Genomic DNA, 17,174 nt, shown 5'->3' with positions numbered 1-17,174 from the left:
TTAGCTTTGCTAAGATGTGACAAAACCTCACCCTTAGAAGGACACCTATGAATGAAAACACCCTTGAGCGCATCGTAACAGGCTTTATTATGCTTGTCATTGCCATTCTTTTGGCGCTTGTGGACAGCTTTTTGGTGACGTGGTTTGTCTTGGGGTTGGTCTACTTGATTGCCTTTCGTGAAGCGTGCAAATTGTTTCAAACTGAAAATACCATGATTTATGTGTTGGCCCTTGGGGTGTGGATTATTGCGGGATTGAGTGCCTCGCCAGAGTACTTGGGCGTGCTGGTGGTGTTGGGCCTTGTGGCGATGATGGCGCACCAAAAGCAGATGGACGAAGCCTTATTAAAACCCTTCCTTTACCCTACGGTTTCCATGCTGTTTTTACTCTCTTTGTACGTAAGTGCGGGGATGCCTGCCCTTATTTGGCTTGTGCTTATCGTGGCCTTGACGGATACGGGTGCGTTTATTGTGGGTAAAAACTTTGGTAAAACCCCTTTTTCGCCCACTTCTCCCAATAAAACTTGGGAAGGGGTAGCTGGGGGTGTTGCGATTGCCACGGTGGCGGGCGCATTTTTTGGGATGGCATCGGTAGGTTTTTTAAGCGCATTATTGATTGCCTTTTTAACCAGTGTCGCGTCGGTGTGGGGGGATTTGTTTGAAAGTTATCTTAAGCGTGAGGCGGGCGTGAAAGACAGCGGGACGATTTTCCCAGGACATGGGGGCATGCTTGACCGACTCGATGGGTACCTTTTTGGCGCGGTTGTGTTGTTTGTCTTGCTCAAAAGCTTTCTCTAGCCGATGGTCGTCCTAGGAAGCACAGGCTCCATCGGCGTCAATGCCCTGCACATTGCCAAGGCGCACGGTTTACATGTAGAAGGGCTGTGCGCGGGCAGTAATGTTACCCTTTTAAATGCCCAAATTCAGGCGTTTAATCCCACCTTTGTCGTTATTGGCGAAGCCGCGCTAGCCCATCAGGTCGTCCATCCTAATGTCTGGGTGGGGGAAGAGGGCATCATGCGGATGCTTGAAGAGGCTAAAAGCCCCCTTGTGGTCAATGCCCTAGTGGGGTTTTTGGGCTTAAAGCCCACCCTAAAAGCCCAAAGCCTAGGCAAAAAAGTTGCCTTGGCCAATAAAGAGTCCTTAGTGGCCGCGGGGGCATTTTTAGACACAAGTTCCATCGTGCCCATCGACAGCGAACATTTTGGCCTGTGGTATTTGCTCTCGCATCGTCCCATGAAGCGCCTGTGCATCACCGCAAGCGGGGGCGCCTTTCGAGACACTCCTTTAGACCAACTTCCCCACATGCGCCCCCAAGATGCCCTCAAGCACCCCAACTGGTCCATGGGCCAAAAAATCACCATCGACAGCGCCACCATGGTCAATAAGCTTTTTGAACTTTTAGAAGCGCGGTGGCTCTTTACATGTAAGGCGTATGATGCGTTTATCGAAACCAAATCCATCATCCACGCGCTCATCGACTTTGAAGATGGCAGTTCCACGGCCCACATTGCGGGGACAAGCATGCAACTGCCCATCGCCTTTGCCCTCTTGGGCGAAGTCAAAGAAGCGGTGTTGCCAAGTGTGGATTTGACGCAGGTGGGAAGCTTGGAGTTTCGTTCCATTGACCCTGCGCGCTACCCCGTGTGGGAGCTTAAAAATGCGCTTTTAGAAAACCCAAAACTCGGCGCGGTGGTCAATGCTGCTAACGAAGCCATGATGGCCCATTTTTTAGAAGGACGGTGTGGGGTGGTGCAAATGGCTAGGGGCATTGTGCAAGCCTATGAAGCCTATGAGACCCAAGCGCCCCAGAGCTTAGAGGATGTGTTTGCGTTAGATAAAGAAGTGCGTGCGTTTTGTAAAAATCTTTATTAAGAGGTGTTGATGAGCAAGATTGCCTACCGTTTTACGCTCAAGGAGAGCATTATTGGCTTGCAGTTTTTATTTGTTGCCTTTGGGGCTTTGGTGTTGGTGCCGCTTCTGACGGGGCTTGACCCAAATGTGGCACTCTTTACGGCGGGGATTGGGACGCTGATTTTTCAGTTTGTTAACCGCGAAAATGTACCACCTATTTTTCTCGCGTCTTCTTTTGCGTTCATCGCACCCATCATTTACGGGGTGCAAACGTGGGGGATTGCAGGGACCATGTCAGGCTTGGTGGCCGCGGGTGTGTTTTACATCTTGCTAAGCTTCCTTGTGCGGGTGCGTGGGTCGGAGTTTTTACACCGTTTGTTGCCAGCAGTGGTGGTGGGGCCAGTGATTATGACCATCGGACTCATTCTCTCGCCGGTGGCAGTTAACATGGCCATGGGCAAAACAGGCGATGGGGCAGTGCAACTTGTAGCGCAAGGTCCTTCCATGCTTATTGCCTTTGTGACCTTGGCGGTGACCATTGTGGTGACCCTAAAAGGCACGGGGATTTTTCGTCTGCTTCCTATCTTTTTTGGGATTATGACAGGGTATGTGGTGGCGCTGTTGGCGGGTGTGGTGAGTTTTGATGCCTTTTATAACGCGCCGTTGTTTGCCATGCCTGCCTTTGTGTTTCCTGAGTTTAACCTTGAAGCCATTATCTTCATCCTCCCTATTGCCATCGCCCCTGCGGTGGAGCACATTGGGGATATGCTTGCCATTAGCAACGTCACCAAGGAAGATTACCTCAAAAAGCCAGGCCTTAAAAATACCCTTTTGGGCGATGGCCTAGCCACTTCTGCCGCGTCGCTTTTAGGTGGCCCACCCAACACAACGTACTCCGAAGTGACAGGTGCGGTGACCATCACCAAAGCCTTTAATCCTGCCATCATGACATGGGCGGCGATTTTTGCCATCGTCCTTGCGTTTGTGGGTAAACTTGGCGGGCTTTTAGCGACCATTCCAGTGCCGGTGATGGGAGGCATCTTGCTCTTGTTGTTTGGGATTATCACGGCGGTTGGCATGGAAACGCTCATCAAAGAAAAGGTCGATTTGGCGGATCCGCGCAACATGATCATCGTTTCTATCATCCTTGTGTTTGCCATTGGCGGGATGACCTTTAACTTTGGTGGTGTTGGGTTTAGCGGGATTGGTCTTGGGGCAATTGTGGGGATTTTACTTAACCTTGTGTTGCCAAAAACAAAGCACTTCGACGGCTACTAACGCCCGTACAACACAAGGGGAAATCCCCTTGTGTTAGTATTTTTGAATCACCATCCGCAGTAAATACCGCTCTTCTTTGACTCCCTTTTTGTGCACAACGTGGGTTAACTCTTTGCCAAGCTTAATCAAGCGGCAAGGAAGGCTTTCAAAAAGCGTATACAAGGCAATGAGCCCGTAGGGTTCAATGGCAGGGTCTAGGGTCATTGATGTTTTGCCCTCACCCAAGACCTCTCCTACTAAAATGCCTTTGGGGGCCAAGGAAGAGAGGATTTTTTCAAACAAAAACGTGTGTTTTGAACTAGGAAGGTCTAATTCGCCCAAAACGATGGCATCGTAGGCATGGGGGAGCTGCCAGTACTCGATGCGTGTGTGACGGGTGATGAGAAACAACCCCTCTTTACTGGCTTCTTCTTGCAGGGTAACAAGCTCTGTATTGTCCGCATCCAAGACTTCTACATGTAAGCCTAGCTTGGCCACTAAGAGGGCATTTTTGGTGTGGTTTTTGCCTAAAAAAAGGACACGACTGCCCGCTGGCAAGGCACTGAGGTTTGCCATGGCAAAATTAAAGGGTTCGGTACGCCTGTCTAAGGTCATGGCTTAGCCCATCGGATACAAAATAGACTGTTGCACACCGTGCAAAGCCTTGAGAAGTTCTGGATTGAGGCTTACATGTAAGGCGGCGAGGGTTTCATCCAACTGCCCTGCGTGGGTCGCCCCGATGATGGAAGAAGCCACAAAGGGGTGTTGCATACTCCAAGCGGTTGCCATCGTAGTGAGGTTGAGTCCGTATTCGGTGGCGATGGTTTGATAGCGTGCCGTAGCTTCGAGGGTTTTGGTGTTGACAAAACGGTTCGCTTGGGCTTGGAGGCGCGGATTTGTGGCGTTGACGTACTTGGCAAAGCGCGCGGTTGGTGGGAAAAATCCCCCATTGTATTTGCCCGTGAGCACCCCGCCCGCCAAAGGCGAGTAGGGCAGTAAAGAGATGGACTCTTTTTCACATACGGTGCTCAGTTCATCTAAAAAGCGCGGGTTGAGCAGGGAAAAATTGTTTTGAATGGACTCAAAGCGTGTTAGGCCTTTGAATGTGGCGGTTTCGTTGGCCTTGGTGAGTCCGTAGGCGGAGTCGTTGGAGGTGCCAATGACACGGATTTTCCCTGCTTTGACAAAGCCATCTAAAACGCTTAAGCTCTCTTCTATGGGCACGGTTTGGTCGGGCCAGTGGACTTGGTAAAGGTCGATGTAGTCGGTTTTGAGACGCTTAAGGCTTCCCTCAAGAGCACGGGTGATGTGAAAGCGGTCGATGGCGGTAAGACCGTGGCGAATGGGCGGGACAAACCATCCGTTGGCGGCTCCTGCGACCTTGGTGGCAAGGATGATTGCGTCGCGGGGTTTGGTTTGAAGCCATTCGCCCACAATCTCTTCCGTGCGCCCTGCAAGCTCGCCGCTTGGAGGCACGGGGTAAAGTTCGGCGGTGTCAAAAAAGTTAATGCCTGTGTCGTAGGCTTTGTCTAAAATCTTGAAGGCTTCTTTTGGGTCGCATTGTAACCCAAAGGTCATGGTGCCCATGCATAAGGGGCTAACCCTGAGTCCAGTTTTGCCAATATAACGGTATTTCATAGTACTCCTTAATTCTGGCGGTATAATTGTAACAAAAAACTCAGCATCTGCGTGGTATACTAAGCCTTTTTACTCAAATACCATCACAAATGAGTTTAACCAAATGCACCGACGCACCTTTTTGGGTTTGGTAGCCACCAGCGCGGCTTCCATGGCTTTTGCGCAAGAGTCCTCCCCCTCCTCAGTTTTTTTACATGCCAACGAAATCGCTGATTTTGAGTCGGCGAAAGAGCGCTTGAATCAAGTGAGCCGGTATGTTGGGTTTGGCAATTTCAATATCATTAGCTTCGACCTAGTGCTGCATTATGCCCGTAATGTGAGCAAAATTGGTGCATTTACCCCCAGCGAACTCGCCCTTTTGGAAAAACTTTTTTACGACGCAACGGAGCCTTACGGCTTTTTTGGACAGCGCACCTGCGAATCACTCACCGCTGCCATTGCAGAAAAAGAAGTCTACAAAGTCCCGCGTTCTGGCCATTACCTGTTTCAAGGAGAGGCGTTACATGCCTTTGAGCGCTTGCAAAAAGACGTGGGGCCTACGCTCATCTTAACCTCGGGCGTGCGCAGTGTGGCCAAGCAAATGAGCCTCTTTTTAGACAAAATCAGTGCCTGTGAGGGGAACATTTCCCTTGCTGCTAAATCCATCGCACCTCCGGGGCATTCGTACCACAGTATTGGCGATTTTGACGTGGGAAAACAAGGCTTTGGGTATCTCAACTTCACGGAAGAATTTGCCCATACCGAAGAGTTTTTAGCGCTCCAAACCCTGCCTTATGTGCGCACCCGTTACGTGCCTGGAAACCCTGATGGGGTGTGGTTTGAACCGTGGCATATTCAGATTATAAAGACAAGCCAATCATGATTTTAAGCATCGAAAGCAGTTGCGATGACAGTTCCATTGCCCTGACGCGCCTCGAAGATTGCCAGTTAGTCTTTCACAAAAAAATCTCCCAAGAACTCGACCACGCTCAGTACGGTGGCGTGGTGCCCGAACTGGCCGCAAGGCTCCATGCCGAAGCCTTGCCTAAAATCCTCCAAGAAGCCAAGCCTTATTTTGGCGACGTCAAAGCCGTTGCGGTGACCACGGAACCCGGCCTTTCAGTCACGCTTGTGGAGGGTCTTGTCATGGCAAAGGCGCTGTGCATCGCCCTTGATGTGCCGCTGCTTCCCATCAACCACCTGCACGGCCACATTTACTCGCTTTTTTTAGAGCAGCCTTCCGTATTTCCTTTGGGCGTGTTGCTAGTCTCCGGAGGCCACACGCAACTCTTACATGTAAAGGCCCATGAGGAGATTATCCTTTTGGCTACCACCTTGGATGATAGCTTTGGAGAGAGTTTTGATAAGGTCTCCAAGATGCTAGGCCTTGGGTATCCTGGCGGGCCTGTGGTGGAAGCTATGGCCCAAAAAGGGGATGCTAAACGGTTTGATTTTACCGTGCCTTTGTTGCGCACATCAGCGCTTGCTTTTAGCTATTCGGGCTTAAAAAACCAAGTGCGTTTGGCTATCGAATCTTTGGGTGAAAACAGAAGCGAACAAGACACCTGCGATATTTGTGCTAGCTTTCAAGCCACCGCCACGGCCCATTTGCTCAACAAACTCGAACGCGCCTTTAAACTTCACTCTTTTGAACGCTTTGCGGTCGTGGGTGGAGCGAGTGCTAATCTTTACTTGCGCGCCAAACTGGAAAAACTGGTGGAAAAATACCGCATGCCGCCTTTAATGGTCGCACCCTTGGCCTATTGTTCGGACAACGCCGCGATGATTGGGCGGTGTGGAGTGGAAGCGTACAAACGCGAAGCCTTTGTGGGGCTAGATGACGTGCGGGTTAATCCTAAAGTTTCCTTTTAAAAAGGCGCAGGGACGTTGAGTGTTTTGATTTCAAGCGCTAATAAAATGCCTGTTTTGGCCAATACTGCCGCTTTGGCCTCTTGGATGAGCGCAACCGCTTCCTCGTAGGTGCCTCCGCCAAGATTGACCAAAAAGTTGGCGTGTTGTGCGCTAAAGGCCATGCCGCCGTACTGTTTCCCGCGAAACCCCGCTTCTTCTAATAATCTTCCCGCACTCTCGCCTTCTGGGTTTTTAAAGCAACTGCCAAGGCTTGGGTCTTTGGGCTGGTTTTGACGCATCTGTCGAAACTGTTCTGCCAAGGCGGCATCAAATCCTTCTTTACATGTAAAGCGTGCCTCAAAGACAACATCAGGGAGTGTTGCGTAACGGTAGCCGTGTTTGATGTTGGTTTTTTCCACCCAACCCGCGTGGGTGCGCACCGCCAAAAGCGGGCCAAAAATCTCCCATCCCTTAAGCCCTGCGTTCATGGCAAGCATTCCGCCAAGGGTACCAGGAAGCTGTTGCATGAATTCAAACCCGCCAAGGTTATGTTTTTTGGCAAAGGAAAAGAGCTTGCCACTAGGCGTTGCGGCCCCTACATGTAAGGCCTCGTTTTCCAAAGAGATAAAGTTAAACGCTTTACTCAGCATGGCCAAGGGCGGGGGTGTTGGGCCGATGAGAAGATTATTGGCCCCGCCGATGAGCCAATGGTTTAAAGGGAGAGCTTGGGGCGTTTCTAGGACAAGAACATCCACCTTTGGGCCGATTTTAATGCTTGAAAATGTCGAAAAGTCGATGGGTTTTAGCATCAGTAGATAAACGTAGGAATCATGTTAAACACGCGGGTGGTAAACTCAATCATCATGTTCATCATCCACGGCATGGCAAAGATGATGACAGTGACCACGAGCAAGATTTTAGGCACAAAGCTTAGGGTCATTTCGTTGATTTGGGTGGTCGCTTGAAAAATACTAATGGCAAGCCCCGCCAAAAGCCCCGCCAAAAGCATGGGCAAGGCCAAGGAAAGGGCGATTTTAAAGGTTTGAACCCCAAGGCCGATGAGGGTGGATTCCACTAACTAAACCTTGCCGTTTCATAGTGCGTGGGGATGAGAAAATCATGCACGTCTAGGGGCACATCGTACACACCGTGGTCGAAACCCAGTTTAAAAAGATGGTTAATGGCACGCAGTTGGGTTTCGTTCATGGAAACAGAAGCGTCGTTGGCATACATGGAGAGGTAGGTTTCAAGTTTGGCCGCGTCCACGCGAAACAAGCCCCGCTCTAAAAGCATACGCGAGAGCAACGGTTTGGAGGCATTTCCCACCCGCACCGCGTCGGTGAGGAGTTTTTCATAGGCGATGGCTTTTACCAGCGGCAAAGAACGGCGCAATGCCATGCCGCCAAGGGGCAAAGGCAGCCCTTCGCCGCCTAGTTCGCACCACACGTCCCATAACTCTCGCGCCACTTCAAGGCTCTCATCAAAGGTCAAAATGCTCTCATGAATAAGCACACCCGCGTCCACTTCACCGCACAATACGGCAGGTTCGATGTCCAAAAAGTTTTTGTACACAACGCGCGCGTCAGGGTAGGCTAGGCGAAACAACAACGCGTTGGTGGTGTGCTGTCCGCTAAGGGCGACTTTAAAGTTTTTTCGCAGCTTCGCCCCCTTTTTCTTGACGAGCTTGGGGCCATAGCCTTCGCCAAAACTCACTGCCGTGCGCAATAGGGCATAGTCGTTGCGAATGCGAGGGTAGAGCCCAAAACTAATGGCCGTGATGTCGTAAGTCCCTTTGAGCGCTTCTTGGTTAAGGGTTTCGATGTCAAGGGCGATGTTTTCAAAGGCAACGCCAGAAAGTCCTACCCAACCAAGCTTAATAGCGTAGTACATAAAAATATCATCAGCATCGGGAGAGTGGGCCACTGTAATCACGCGTATCCTTTAAAAAAATTGAACCGATTGTAACACAGGTGGACTAAAAATTACATTTCAAATTGCCATCTTTTTGGAGGTCGTGCCCTAGGGTTGGGTATAATCAGAAGTTTTTTAAATCAAAGATGTTACAATCCCAACTACTCTCACAAAGGAATCTTATGGCTATGGATGAGAACAAACGCAAGGCACTTGAACTGACGTTGAAACAGATCGACAAAGCTTTTGGCAAAGGGGCAATTGTCCGTTTGGGCGACAAAGAGATTGAACCCATCGCGTTCATTGGAACAGGCTCCATAGGGTTAGATATCGCCCTTGGAATCGGCGGTGTGCCACGGGGCAGGGTAATCGAAATCTATGGACCTGAGAGTTCAGGAAAAACAACACTGGCCCTTCAAATTACCGCGCAAGCCCAAAAAGTGGGCGGCATTTGTGCCTTTGTGGACGCAGAGCATGCGCTCGATGTGAAGTACGCCCACAACCTTGGTGTTGATACGGAAAACCTTTTAGTGTCGCAACCTGACTTTGGTGAACAAGCGTTAGATATTGTCGAAACCCTAGCACGCAGTGGGGCGGTGGATGTGATTGTTATCGACTCCGTAGCCGCATTGACGCCTAAGAGCGAAATCGAAGGGGACATGGGCGATTCGCACGTGGGACTTCAAGCAAGGCTCATGAGCCAAGCCCTGCGAAAACTCACGGGCGTCGTGCATAAGATGAATGTGACGATTATTTTCATCAACCAAATCCGTATGAAGATCGGGATGATGGGGTACGGTTCTCCTGAAACCACTACGGGCGGCAATGCTTTGAAATTTTACGCCTCCGTTCGCATCGATGTGCGCAAAATTGCGACCCTTAAGCAAGGGGAAGACCAGATTGGTAACCGTGTAAAAGCTAAGGTTATTAAAAACAAAGTAGCCCCTCCTTTTCGCATCGCAGAGTTTGACATCATGTTTGGTGAGGGCATCTCCCGCGAGGGCGAATTGGTGGATTATGGTGTAAAGCTTGACGTGATTGATAAAAGTGGCGCATGGTTTAGCTATAAAGATAAAAAACTAGGCCAAGGGCGTGAAAACGCGAAGGCGCTTTTGAAAGAAAACAAAGAATTAGCGGCAGAAATCGAAGAAGCAGTAAAACAAGCAATGGGACTTAACCCCAGTTTAATGGTGGTTGGGGACGATGAACTCGTGGAGGATGAGGCATGATTTTTATTGATGAAGTACGGGCAGATGAGGTCTTAGATAGCCGTGGCAATCCCACGGTACGCGCAACCGTAGTGCTAAGCGATGGCACGGTAGCCAGTGCTATTGTGCCCAGTGGCGCAAGTACGGGAAAGCGTGAAGCCCTCGAACTAAGAGACCAAGATGCGCGCTATTTGGGCAAAGGCGTACGCAAGGCGGTGGAAAATGTCAATGTGCACATTGCCGATGAAGTCACTGGCATGAACCCGTACAATCAAGGGGAAATTGATGGCGCGATGAAGGCGTTGGATGGCACGGAGAACTACTCTAGCCTAGGAGCCAACGCGGTGTTGGGTGTTTCTATGGCTGTAGCACGCGCGGCGGCTACGAGCTTGGGAATGCCACTGTATCGCTACCTTGGCGGCGCGAATGCACGAGTGTTGCCCACGCCGATGTTTAACATCATCAACGGAGGAAGCCACGCGGACAACAGCGTAGATTTTCAAGAATATATGATTATGCCCTTGGGATTTGAAACCTTTGAAGAAGCCTTGCGCGCCGCAGCAGAAGTGTACCAACACCTCAAAAAAGCCTTACATGTAAAGGGTCACAGCACTGCGTTGGGCGATGAGGGCGGTTTTGCACCCAACTTAGCCAACAACGAAGAGCCTATTCAAGTGATTTTAGAAGCTATCAGCGCCGCAGGGTATACCCCAGGCAAAGAGATTGCCATTGCACTTGATGTGGCCAGCAGTGAGCTTGTGTGCGAAGGCGGGTACCGTCTAGCATCTGAAAACCGCACGCTAAGTAGTAAAGAGTTGGTGGAATACTACGCTTCCATGTGTGAAAAATACCCTATTGTTTCCATTGAAGACGGCTTAAGCGAAGACGATTGGGAAGGATGGGGCTACCTAACGGAGCGCCTTGGCGGTAAGATCCAACTCGTGGGAGATGATCTGTTTGTCACCAACGTAGCGATTTTACGCGAAGGCATTGCGAAGAACATTGCCAATTCGATTTTAATCAAACCCAACCAAATCGGTTCTGTGAGTGAGACGATGGAGACAGTCAGGCTTGCCCAACGCAACAACTACACCTGCGTCATGAGCCACCGAAGTGGTGAGAGTGAAGATGCGTTTATCGCCGATTTTGCCGTGGCATTAAACACGGGCCAAATCAAGACAGGGGCGACCGCTAGAGGGGAGCGCAATGCCAAATACAACCGCTTGCTTGAGATTGAAAAAGAGCTAGGCGGTGGAGATTACTTGGGCGGCGAATTGTTTTAGCGATGAGCGAGATTTTAGAGGAGTATAAAACAAGCGAGATACAACAGTTTTACCGTAGCCGTTTCGCGTTAAAACTCCTCTTTGCCTCTTTGGTCGTGATTGGGTTTGGGATTTACATGGGCGATTTGTTTTTTGGAAAAAGCTCCCTAGATGTGCTCTTGGGGCTACAATCTGGAAAAGAGCAGTTGCAAAAACGAACGAGTGAACTCAAGCATGAAAACGCAACCCTTCAAAAAGAGTATTTTGAGTTGCGTCAACTTGATCCAGACATGCGCTAAGACAAGGAGTGACATGAGAGCTATCATCGTAATCGCACTAGGGCTTGTAAGTGCCTGCCTCGCAAGAGAAAACCCCTTTTTACCCGCCTCCCAATACGAAACCATGACCACACCTACCAACATACAAGAAGAACGGGGAAACTTTGAGCAGCAAGCTACCACCTTGCCTAGCCGTGCGCGGGTATTGCAATACGTCATCTTTGGGTACCAAAGTTTGGATGGTGGTACGGAAGAGTTGCGCATGGAGGTGGGCAAAGACATTGATTGGCATGACCCCTTGGTGGTGAGCACAGAAAGCCTTTTGCTTCGGCCCTCTCTTGCTGTTCCCACGATGCCTTCTGAACCGATGCCTCCTTTAGCCAAAGAAGCTGCCCCAGAAGTGACACCCAAAACCCCCTCGTTTAAACCCTTTTCTTTTAAAGAATTTATTGCCTTTGAGGCGGGAGAGATGCGGTTGCGTGTTTTTACCAAAGACCGCCTTATTCGGCATTTTTTAGTGGCAAATCCTTACAAGGTTGTTTTAGATTTTGAGCGGGATACGGCGTTTTATACCCACACGTTGGATGTTAAAGAGGGTGCTTTTAAAACGATTACGATGGGAAACCACAACGGCCATTACCGCGCAGCCATTTTATTGGACGGGCATTATTTGTACACCCTAAAAGAGATTGAGGGCGGTTACGAGATTCTTTTGAGGTAACTGGCCCCCATATGGGAGCCAGCGAGGTTAGTGTTTAGGGGTGATGTCGAGTGGGCCAAGGTAGAGTTGGCGAGGACGGGCGATTTTGATGGTGGGTTGCTCTTTGAGCTCTATCCACTGGGAAATCCAGCCTGGTGTGCGTCCGATGACAAAAATTACCGCAAACATCTCTTTTGGAATTTTCAATGCCTGTAAAATAAGCCCCGAGTAAAAGTCGATATTGGGGTACAGTTTACGGCTGATGAAATACTCATCCGTGAGGGCAATTTCTTCGATTCTATTGGCCACTTCCACAAGTTTACTGTCAATCTCAATCTCTTCCATAAGCTGGGTGCGGATTTTTTTCAAAATAGTCGCGCGCGGGTCAAAGTTTTTGTACACGCGGTGGCCAAATCCCATGAGCCTAAACGGGTCGTCCTTGTCCTTGGCGCGCTTAATAAACTCATCCACGCGGTCTACCGAACCAATCATTTCAAGTTGACGAATCACCGATTCATTGGCTCCGCCATGGGCTCTTCCCCAGAGCGCGCCAATGCCAGCACTGATGGCCGCATAAGGATGGGCATGGGTGGAGGCCACATTGCGCACGGTTGTCGTGGACGCGTTTTGTTCGTGGTCGGCGTGGAGGGTAAAGATGGTGTCAAGGGCTTTGATTTCGATAGGTTTTAAGTCGATGTGCTTGTGGGGGTAGCCACGCAACATGTATAAAAAGTTTTCCGTAAACCCTCGGTCAAGATCGGGGTAGATGATGGGCAAGCCTTGGCTACTGCGATAAGAAAAAGCAGCGATGGTGGGGATTTTTGCCACAATGCGTTTGGCCATTTCCATGTATTCATCAGGATTGTCAATGTCAAGGTGTTCAAAATAAAAGGTCGAAAGGGCCGAAACACCCGCGGAGAGAATAGCCATAGGATGGGCGTTGTCAGGGAAAGCATCAAAGAGTTTTTTCATCCCTTCGTGAATAAAAGAGCGTTTTTTCATCTCCAAACAAAAATCCAAACGTTGTTCAATGGTGGGAAGTTCTTTGTTGAGCAACAAATAGGCGGTATCTAAAAAGGTGCGCTCTTGGGCCAAATAAGAAATGTCGTACCCACGGTACATGAGTTGCCCTTTGTCGCCATCGATGAAGGTGATGCGTGAGCGACAGGAGGCTGTAGACGTGTACCCGCGGTCAAAGGTAAACATGCCAGTGTCTTGGTAAAAGGTAGAAATGTCAACCACCGAGGGCCCCATCGTGCCATCAAGAATGGGAAATTCAAAGCTCTCACCTGTGCGGTTGTTGGTAAACGTAACAGTGTCTTTACTCATAGACATCCTTTTTTGGGGAGATTATACCACGTGTTGTGCGGATTGGTAAAAAATCATTAGGGTTAATTATTCCACCTAGGCGCTGTCAAAATCCTGATAAAAGCAATCAGCCCTGTGGCTTTAGGCTAACTTAAAGATGCGGTGAAGGATTTTGATACAGACCATTAAAACCACCGCACTTAGCATGCTTGCAACAACAAAAGCGTAATACTCAGTGGGTGAGATGGCTTTGGCGTGAAGGCCCAAGGTGGCAATGGCTACGAGAAAGGTGAGGGGCATGGAGTCGCTAAGGGAAAATAAAATGGTATTTTTTAAGCCAAGGTAGCCTCGGTAGGCGATAAGGGAGCTAATCAGTCGGATTATAACGATGGCGGAGGCGATAAATAAAGCGTGAGAAACCACTTCTTTGTCTACGAACGCGTTGATGGGCAAAGTGGAGCCGACGTGGATAAAAAAGATAGGCACTAAAAAACCAAACCCAAAGGAAGAGAGTTTTTTGGGGAGCTCGGTTTTGTGCTTGAAAAATGTCGTGATAAATAACCCTGCCAAAAAAGCGCCCAAAACCGCATCAATACGGATGATGAGCATCATGGCGACCATGATAAACATGAGCGACATGGAGAGGCGAATGTCGGTGTCTTTGGTGTCTCGGTAGGGCATGATGATGAGTTTGAGGCCAGGAAACCACCAAAAAAGTACCCGCGCCCCTTTGAAGATAAGGACAAAAACGCCCAGAAAAAGTACCAGCCAAACCATGGTGAGGACAAATTGCATGTTGTAGCCGTACTCCAACCCGCCACTAAGAATCGTGATGGCAAGGATGCTCACCAGTTCGCCAATAATGCCAATATTTAAGGCCAAAGAGAGCCATGCCTCGTCTTTGCCATACTCTTTCACTAGGGCCATCAAAATCCCAAGGGAAAAGATAGGAAAGGCGACGAGGTAGACCGCGCTGAGGTCAAAATACAAATACGTGATGAAAGAAAGCAGATAAAGCATAACAAAATAGAGAATAGTGCGGCGCAAAAGAGAGGATTGGCCCATCTTAAAACTGTGCAAATCCACTTCCATGCCCGCTAAAAACATGAGGTACAAAAACCCTACATGGGCGATAAGATTGAGAATCTCACTCTCTTCAAAAAAGCCAAAATACCCGCCCAGCGCGCCCAAAACAATCTCCACCACCACGATGGGCAAAAAGGTAATCTTGGACAAAAATGGCGTAATGATAATAAGCAGCGAGATAAAGATAATGATAGTGCTGCTATCAACAATACTCGTATCCATCAGCTAAAGGTCCAGTACTCTTTTTTCCAAACACGTTTTTCAGGCTTACATGTAAACCGAACCAAATCCCATCGTGGGGCGTTTACATGTAAGAGCACGCACTCGCACGCCTCTTTTTTTCTGGCACATACTTCGCCGGGGTTGAGAAAAAAGGTGTTGCCATTTAGGGACGCTTCAAAAAAATGCGTGTGGCCATACACGACCAAATCTGCCCCTTCGGGCGTAAGGTAAAAAGGGTGGTGCATGAGCTTTACATGTAAGCCCTTGTGGGTGAAATGGTGGGGTTCTTGCACGAGGGCGTAGGTGTCCAAAAGGCTATGCAAATGCAGGTCATTGTTGCCCAGTACTGCCTTGTAAGGAACGCCACATTTTTCCAAAAGCTTCAAGGTTTTTTCCTCCACAATGTCGCCTGCGTGCAACAAAAACTCTGCCCCGCCTTCAATGAGCGTGTCGATGCAAAACTTCGCTAAATCACTTCTTCGATGCGAATCAGATAAAACCCCTAGCGTCACTCTGGGGTTACCTTATGTTTACACTTAATGCATTCAAGCAAGGCTTTGCCGCGAAGGGTTTTAGCCGCCATGAGGTACCCACACTCAGGACACGGTGTGGCAGTGGGCTCAAAGGTAGAGATAAAGGTACATTTGGGGTAATTGGCGCACCCGTAAAATTTCCCACGGCGTGAACTTCGCTGTAAGATGTCGCCGCCGCATTCTGGGCAAGGGACGTCTAACTTGGCGGGCGCAGCTTTGGGTGACGCGGCAAGGTTTTTGGAGTATTTGCATTTAGGAAAGGCACTGCATGCGATAAATTCGCCAAAGCGTCCTTTGCGTTGCAAAAGCGGCGCACCGCATTCTGGGCAGTCTTCACCCGTGGGAATAGCCACTTTTTGGCTGACGATGTTTTTTTTGCCTTCTTCGACTTGGGCGATAAAAGGGGTGTAAAATTCGCTCAAAACCTGTTGCCAATCGCGGCCATTTTCGGCAATCTCATCCAAAGTTTCTTCCATGGAAGAGGTAAAGCTACTGTCGACAATGTTGGGAAAGTTTTTCTCCAACAGTTCAGTTACCGTAAAAGCGGTGTCGCTAGGAACTAACTGTTTTTTTTCGATGGCGATGTAGTCTCTGGCCGTGAGGATGGAAACCGTGGGCGCGTAGGTCGAAGGTCGCCCGATGCCAAGGCTTTCGAGTTTTTTAATGAGGCTCGCTTCGGAGTAGCGCGCAGGCGGTTCGGTGAAGTGTTGGTTGGCGGCAAGGGAGTCTAAAAAGGCGCGGTCTCCCGTGGTGAGGGTGGGCAAAAGCTTGTCTTTGTCGCTGTTGCCATACACTTTGTAAAAACCGTCAAAGACCAGTTTGCGGCCGCTGGCTTTGAAGATTCCTTTGCTACATGTAAAGAAAACCGTTTGGGATTCAAACTGCGCATCGGTCATCTGGCACGCAAGAAAGCGGGTGTAGATGAGGGTGTAGAGCCTAAGTTCGTCTTTGCCAAGAAAATTGGCGGCCACTTCAGGGGTAAAATCAATGAGCGTGGGGCGAATGGCTTCGTGGGCTTCTTGGGCGCCTTTGGATTTGGTGGCGTAAAAGGCGGGCTTGGCGGGCAAGTACGCGGTGCCGTAGTTACTTTTGATGTGTTCTCTGGCTTTTTCTACCGCTTCCTTAGCAAGGTTGAGGGAGTCTGTACGCATGTAGGTGATGACCCCTTGGGTGCCTTGGTGGGTTTTGACCCCTTCGTACAGGCTTTGGGCGAGCATCATGGTTTTTTTAGGCGAAAAACCCAACATAGACGAAGCGGTTTGTTGGAGGGTAGAGGTCATGAACGGTGGTGGCGAAGAGGTTTTACGGGCTTTGGTTTCGATGTCGCCGATAGTGTAGGTCTCTTCTTTTAGGCTTGCTTGGATGTAATGGGCACGCTCACCCAAGGAGATGGTCATTTTGTCGATTTTTTGGCCTTCAAACTCCACCAGTTGCGCTTCTACGGTGGCATTAAAGAGCGCGTCTAGGCTCCAGTATTCTTCGGGTTTAAAGGCGCGGATTTCACGTTCGCGGTCTACGACGATTTTAAGGGCGGAAGATTGCACACGTCCAGCACTCAAGCCTTTTTGGACCTTGGAAGCTAAAAGGGGAGAAAGTTTGTAGCCGACGATGCGGTCAAGCAAACGTCTGGTTTGTTGGGCGTTGATGCTTTGGATGTCCAATTTACGCGGGTTTTCAAGGGCGTGAATGATGGCGGTTTTAGTGATTTCGTGAAAGACGATGCGGGGTAATTCTTCAGGCTCTTTGCCAATCGCCATAGCGATGTGGTAGCCGATGGCTTCTCCTTCGCGGTCCTCGTCCGTCGCGATAAAGATGGTGTCGCTTGCCTTGGCTTTGGCTTTGATTTCGCTGACGATTTTAGCGTGCTCTCTGGCAACGCGGTACTCGGGCTTAAAAGCGCCCTCTTCGATTTTGATACCAAAACTGCTTTTAGGAAGGTCGCGCACGTGGCCTTTGGAGGCGATGACTTCATACTCTTTACCCAAAAAGTTCTTAATAGTTTTGGCTTTGGTTGGGGATTCGACGATGATTAAGTGTTTCAAAATACTGTCCTGCTTTACATGTAATGGTGCAATTCTAGCAGAAAAA

Annotated in this window: 18 protein-coding genes; 9 read left to right on the top strand and 9 right to left on the bottom strand. The window is 49.5% G+C overall.

All coding sequences use genetic code 11. The features are described from left to right. Window positions 1-47 precede the first annotated feature (47 nt). Genes AC5SLM_RS08710 through AC5SLM_RS08700 form a run of 3 tightly spaced genes read left to right on the top strand, consistent with a single transcriptional unit; the run spans window position 48 to window position 3,131 of the window. Window positions 48-797 carry a phosphatidate cytidylyltransferase gene (locus tag AC5SLM_RS08710; RefSeq protein WP_495250560.1) on the top strand — a complete coding sequence of 250 codons (750 nt, stop codon included), beginning with the start codon at window positions 48-50 and terminating at the stop codon, window positions 795-797. Between the two features lie 3 nt (window positions 798-800). Then, window positions 801-1,874: a 1-deoxy-D-xylulose-5-phosphate reductoisomerase gene (gene dxr / locus AC5SLM_RS08705; protein ID WP_495250559.1), complete on the top strand. Its 1,074-nt coding sequence runs from the start codon at window positions 801-803 to the stop codon at window positions 1,872-1,874. 9 nt (window positions 1,875-1,883) lie between these two features. Further along, a complete protein-coding gene (locus AC5SLM_RS08700; protein ID WP_495250558.1) occupies window positions 1,884-3,131 on the top strand; it encodes a uracil-xanthine permease family protein in 1,248 nt (415 codons plus the stop codon). 33 nt (window positions 3,132-3,164) lie between these two features. Here AC5SLM_RS08700 and AC5SLM_RS08695 read toward each other — a convergent pair whose 3' ends face one another. Both AC5SLM_RS08695 and AC5SLM_RS08690 read right to left on the bottom strand, forming a co-directional pair. Then, entirely contained in the window at window positions 3,165-3,725 is a 561-nt protein-coding gene (locus tag AC5SLM_RS08695) for a class I SAM-dependent methyltransferase (RefSeq protein WP_495250557.1), read from the bottom strand. A gap of 3 nt (window positions 3,726-3,728) precedes the next feature. Next, window positions 3,729-4,748, bottom strand: coding sequence for an aldo/keto reductase (locus AC5SLM_RS08690; protein ID WP_495250556.1), 1,020 nt, complete (start codon window positions 4,746-4,748; stop codon window positions 3,729-3,731). Between the two features lie 103 nt (window positions 4,749-4,851). Here AC5SLM_RS08690 and AC5SLM_RS08685 point away from each other — a divergent pair, with 103 nt between their 5' ends. Together AC5SLM_RS08685 and tsaD are read left to right on the top strand one after the other, a co-directional pair. Next, a complete protein-coding gene (locus AC5SLM_RS08685) occupies window positions 4,852-5,610 on the top strand; it encodes a D-alanyl-D-alanine carboxypeptidase family protein (protein WP_495250555.1) in 759 nt (252 codons plus the stop codon). Continuing rightward, window positions 5,607-6,599 carry a tRNA (adenosine(37)-N6)-threonylcarbamoyltransferase complex transferase subunit TsaD gene (gene tsaD, locus AC5SLM_RS08680; protein ID WP_495250634.1) on the top strand — a complete coding sequence of 331 codons (993 nt, stop codon included), beginning with the start codon at window positions 5,607-5,609 and terminating at the stop codon, window positions 6,597-6,599. Before AC5SLM_RS08685 ends, tsaD begins: the two co-directional genes overlap by 4 nt. On the opposite strand, the gene AC5SLM_RS08675 is transcribed toward tsaD, so the two are convergent. Genes AC5SLM_RS08675 through AC5SLM_RS08665 form a run of 3 tightly spaced genes read right to left on the bottom strand, consistent with a single transcriptional unit; the run spans window position 6,596 to window position 8,516 of the window. Continuing rightward, a complete protein-coding gene (locus tag AC5SLM_RS08675) occupies window positions 6,596-7,387 on the bottom strand; it encodes a UDP-N-acetylmuramate dehydrogenase (protein ID WP_495250554.1) in 792 nt (263 codons plus the stop codon). The genes tsaD and AC5SLM_RS08675 overlap by 4 nt on opposite strands. After that, window positions 7,387-7,653, bottom strand: a complete 267-nt coding sequence (gene fliQ, locus AC5SLM_RS08670) for a flagellar biosynthesis protein FliQ (protein WP_495250553.1) — start codon at window positions 7,651-7,653, stop codon at window positions 7,387-7,389. The genes AC5SLM_RS08675 and fliQ overlap by 1 nt, the downstream gene beginning before the upstream one ends. After that, window positions 7,653-8,516, bottom strand: a complete 864-nt coding sequence (locus AC5SLM_RS08665) for a menaquinone biosynthesis family protein (protein ID WP_495250633.1) — start codon at window positions 8,514-8,516, stop codon at window positions 7,653-7,655. Before AC5SLM_RS08665 ends, fliQ begins: the two co-directional genes overlap by 1 nt. Window positions 8,517-8,677: 161 nt before the next feature. Between AC5SLM_RS08665 and recA the strand changes: the two genes are divergently transcribed. The 4 genes from recA to AC5SLM_RS08645 are packed head-to-tail and all read left to right on the top strand — an operon-like array spanning window position 8,678 to window position 11,958. Further along, complete coding sequence (gene recA, locus AC5SLM_RS08660; protein WP_495250632.1) at window positions 8,678-9,718, top strand: recombinase RecA; 1,041 nt, start codon at window positions 8,678-8,680, stop codon at window positions 9,716-9,718. Beyond that, the gene (eno, locus tag AC5SLM_RS08655) at window positions 9,715-10,980 is read left to right on the top strand and encodes a phosphopyruvate hydratase (protein WP_495250552.1); all 1,266 of its coding nucleotides are present in this window, start codon (window positions 9,715-9,717) and stop codon (window positions 10,978-10,980) included. Before recA ends, eno begins: the two co-directional genes overlap by 4 nt. Window positions 10,981-10,982: 2 nt before the next feature. Next, on the top strand, window positions 10,983-11,258 hold the full coding sequence (locus tag AC5SLM_RS08650; RefSeq protein WP_495250551.1) for a septum formation initiator: 276 nt from the start codon (window positions 10,983-10,985) through the stop codon (window positions 11,256-11,258). 13 nt (window positions 11,259-11,271) lie between these two features. Then, window positions 11,272-11,958 carry an AMIN domain-containing protein gene (locus AC5SLM_RS08645; protein ID WP_495250550.1) on the top strand — a complete coding sequence of 229 codons (687 nt, stop codon included), beginning with the start codon at window positions 11,272-11,274 and terminating at the stop codon, window positions 11,956-11,958. Between the two features lie 27 nt (window positions 11,959-11,985). Here AC5SLM_RS08645 and AC5SLM_RS08640 read toward each other — a convergent pair whose 3' ends face one another. The 4 genes from AC5SLM_RS08640 to topA all read right to left on the bottom strand — a co-directional run bounded on the left by AC5SLM_RS08640 (window position 11,986) and on the right by topA (window position 17,128). Continuing rightward, window positions 11,986-13,266, bottom strand: a complete 1,281-nt coding sequence (locus AC5SLM_RS08640) for a citrate synthase (protein WP_495250549.1) — start codon at window positions 13,264-13,266, stop codon at window positions 11,986-11,988. Between the two features lie 120 nt (window positions 13,267-13,386). Continuing rightward, a complete protein-coding gene (locus tag AC5SLM_RS08635) occupies window positions 13,387-14,553 on the bottom strand; it encodes a cation:proton antiporter (protein WP_495250548.1) in 1,167 nt (388 codons plus the stop codon). Next, window positions 14,553-15,065, bottom strand: a complete 513-nt coding sequence (locus AC5SLM_RS08630) for a YfcE family phosphodiesterase (RefSeq protein WP_495250547.1) — start codon at window positions 15,063-15,065, stop codon at window positions 14,553-14,555. Before AC5SLM_RS08630 ends, AC5SLM_RS08635 begins: the two co-directional genes overlap by 1 nt. Then, window positions 15,062-17,128, bottom strand: coding sequence for a type I DNA topoisomerase (topA, locus tag AC5SLM_RS08625; protein WP_495250546.1), 2,067 nt, complete (start codon window positions 17,126-17,128; stop codon window positions 15,062-15,064). The genes AC5SLM_RS08630 and topA overlap by 4 nt, the downstream gene beginning before the upstream one ends. Window positions 17,129-17,174 lie beyond the last annotated feature (46 nt).

This window comes from Sulfurospirillum sp. HTRB-L1 (assembly GCF_059415125.1).
This window is presented reverse-complemented; position numbering and strand designations above follow the sequence as displayed.

What these genes read in the sequence shown, in the direction of transcription:
- AC5SLM_RS08645 (WP_495250550.1), top strand. Translation starts at nt 11,272, where the DNA reads ATGAGAGCTATCATCGTAATCGCACTAGGGCTTGTAAGTGCCTGCCTC.
- AC5SLM_RS08700 (WP_495250558.1), top strand. Translation starts at nt 1,884, where the DNA reads ATGAGCAAGATTGCCTACCGTTTTACGCTCAAGGAGAGCATTATTGGC.
- AC5SLM_RS08695 (WP_495250557.1), bottom strand. Translation starts at nt 3,725, where the DNA reads ATGACCTTAGACAGGCGTACCGAACCCTTTAATTTTGCCATGGCAAAC.
- recA (WP_495250632.1), top strand. Translation starts at nt 8,678, where the DNA reads ATGGATGAGAACAAACGCAAGGCACTTGAACTGACGTTGAAACAGATC.
- AC5SLM_RS08690 (WP_495250556.1), bottom strand. Translation starts at nt 4,748, where the DNA reads ATGAAATACCGTTATATTGGCAAAACTGGACTCAGGGTTAGCCCCTTA.
- AC5SLM_RS08710 (WP_495250560.1), top strand. Translation starts at nt 48, where the DNA reads ATGAATGAAAACACCCTTGAGCGCATCGTAACAGGCTTTATTATGCTT.
- AC5SLM_RS08635 (WP_495250548.1), bottom strand. Translation starts at nt 14,553, where the DNA reads ATGGATACGAGTATTGTTGATAGCAGCACTATCATTATCTTTATCTCG.
- eno (WP_495250552.1), top strand. Translation starts at nt 9,715, where the DNA reads ATGATTTTTATTGATGAAGTACGGGCAGATGAGGTCTTAGATAGCCGT.
- AC5SLM_RS08675 (WP_495250554.1), bottom strand. Translation starts at nt 7,387, where the DNA reads ATGCTAAAACCCATCGACTTTTCGACATTTTCAAGCATTAAAATCGGC.
- AC5SLM_RS08650 (WP_495250551.1), top strand. Translation starts at nt 10,983, where the DNA reads ATGAGCGAGATTTTAGAGGAGTATAAAACAAGCGAGATACAACAGTTT.
- AC5SLM_RS08640 (WP_495250549.1), bottom strand. Translation starts at nt 13,266, where the DNA reads ATGAGTAAAGACACTGTTACGTTTACCAACAACCGCACAGGTGAGAGC.
- tsaD (WP_495250634.1), top strand. Translation starts at nt 5,607, where the DNA reads ATGATTTTAAGCATCGAAAGCAGTTGCGATGACAGTTCCATTGCCCTG.
- AC5SLM_RS08685 (WP_495250555.1), top strand. Translation starts at nt 4,852, where the DNA reads ATGCACCGACGCACCTTTTTGGGTTTGGTAGCCACCAGCGCGGCTTCC.
- dxr (WP_495250559.1), top strand. Translation starts at nt 801, where the DNA reads ATGGTCGTCCTAGGAAGCACAGGCTCCATCGGCGTCAATGCCCTGCAC.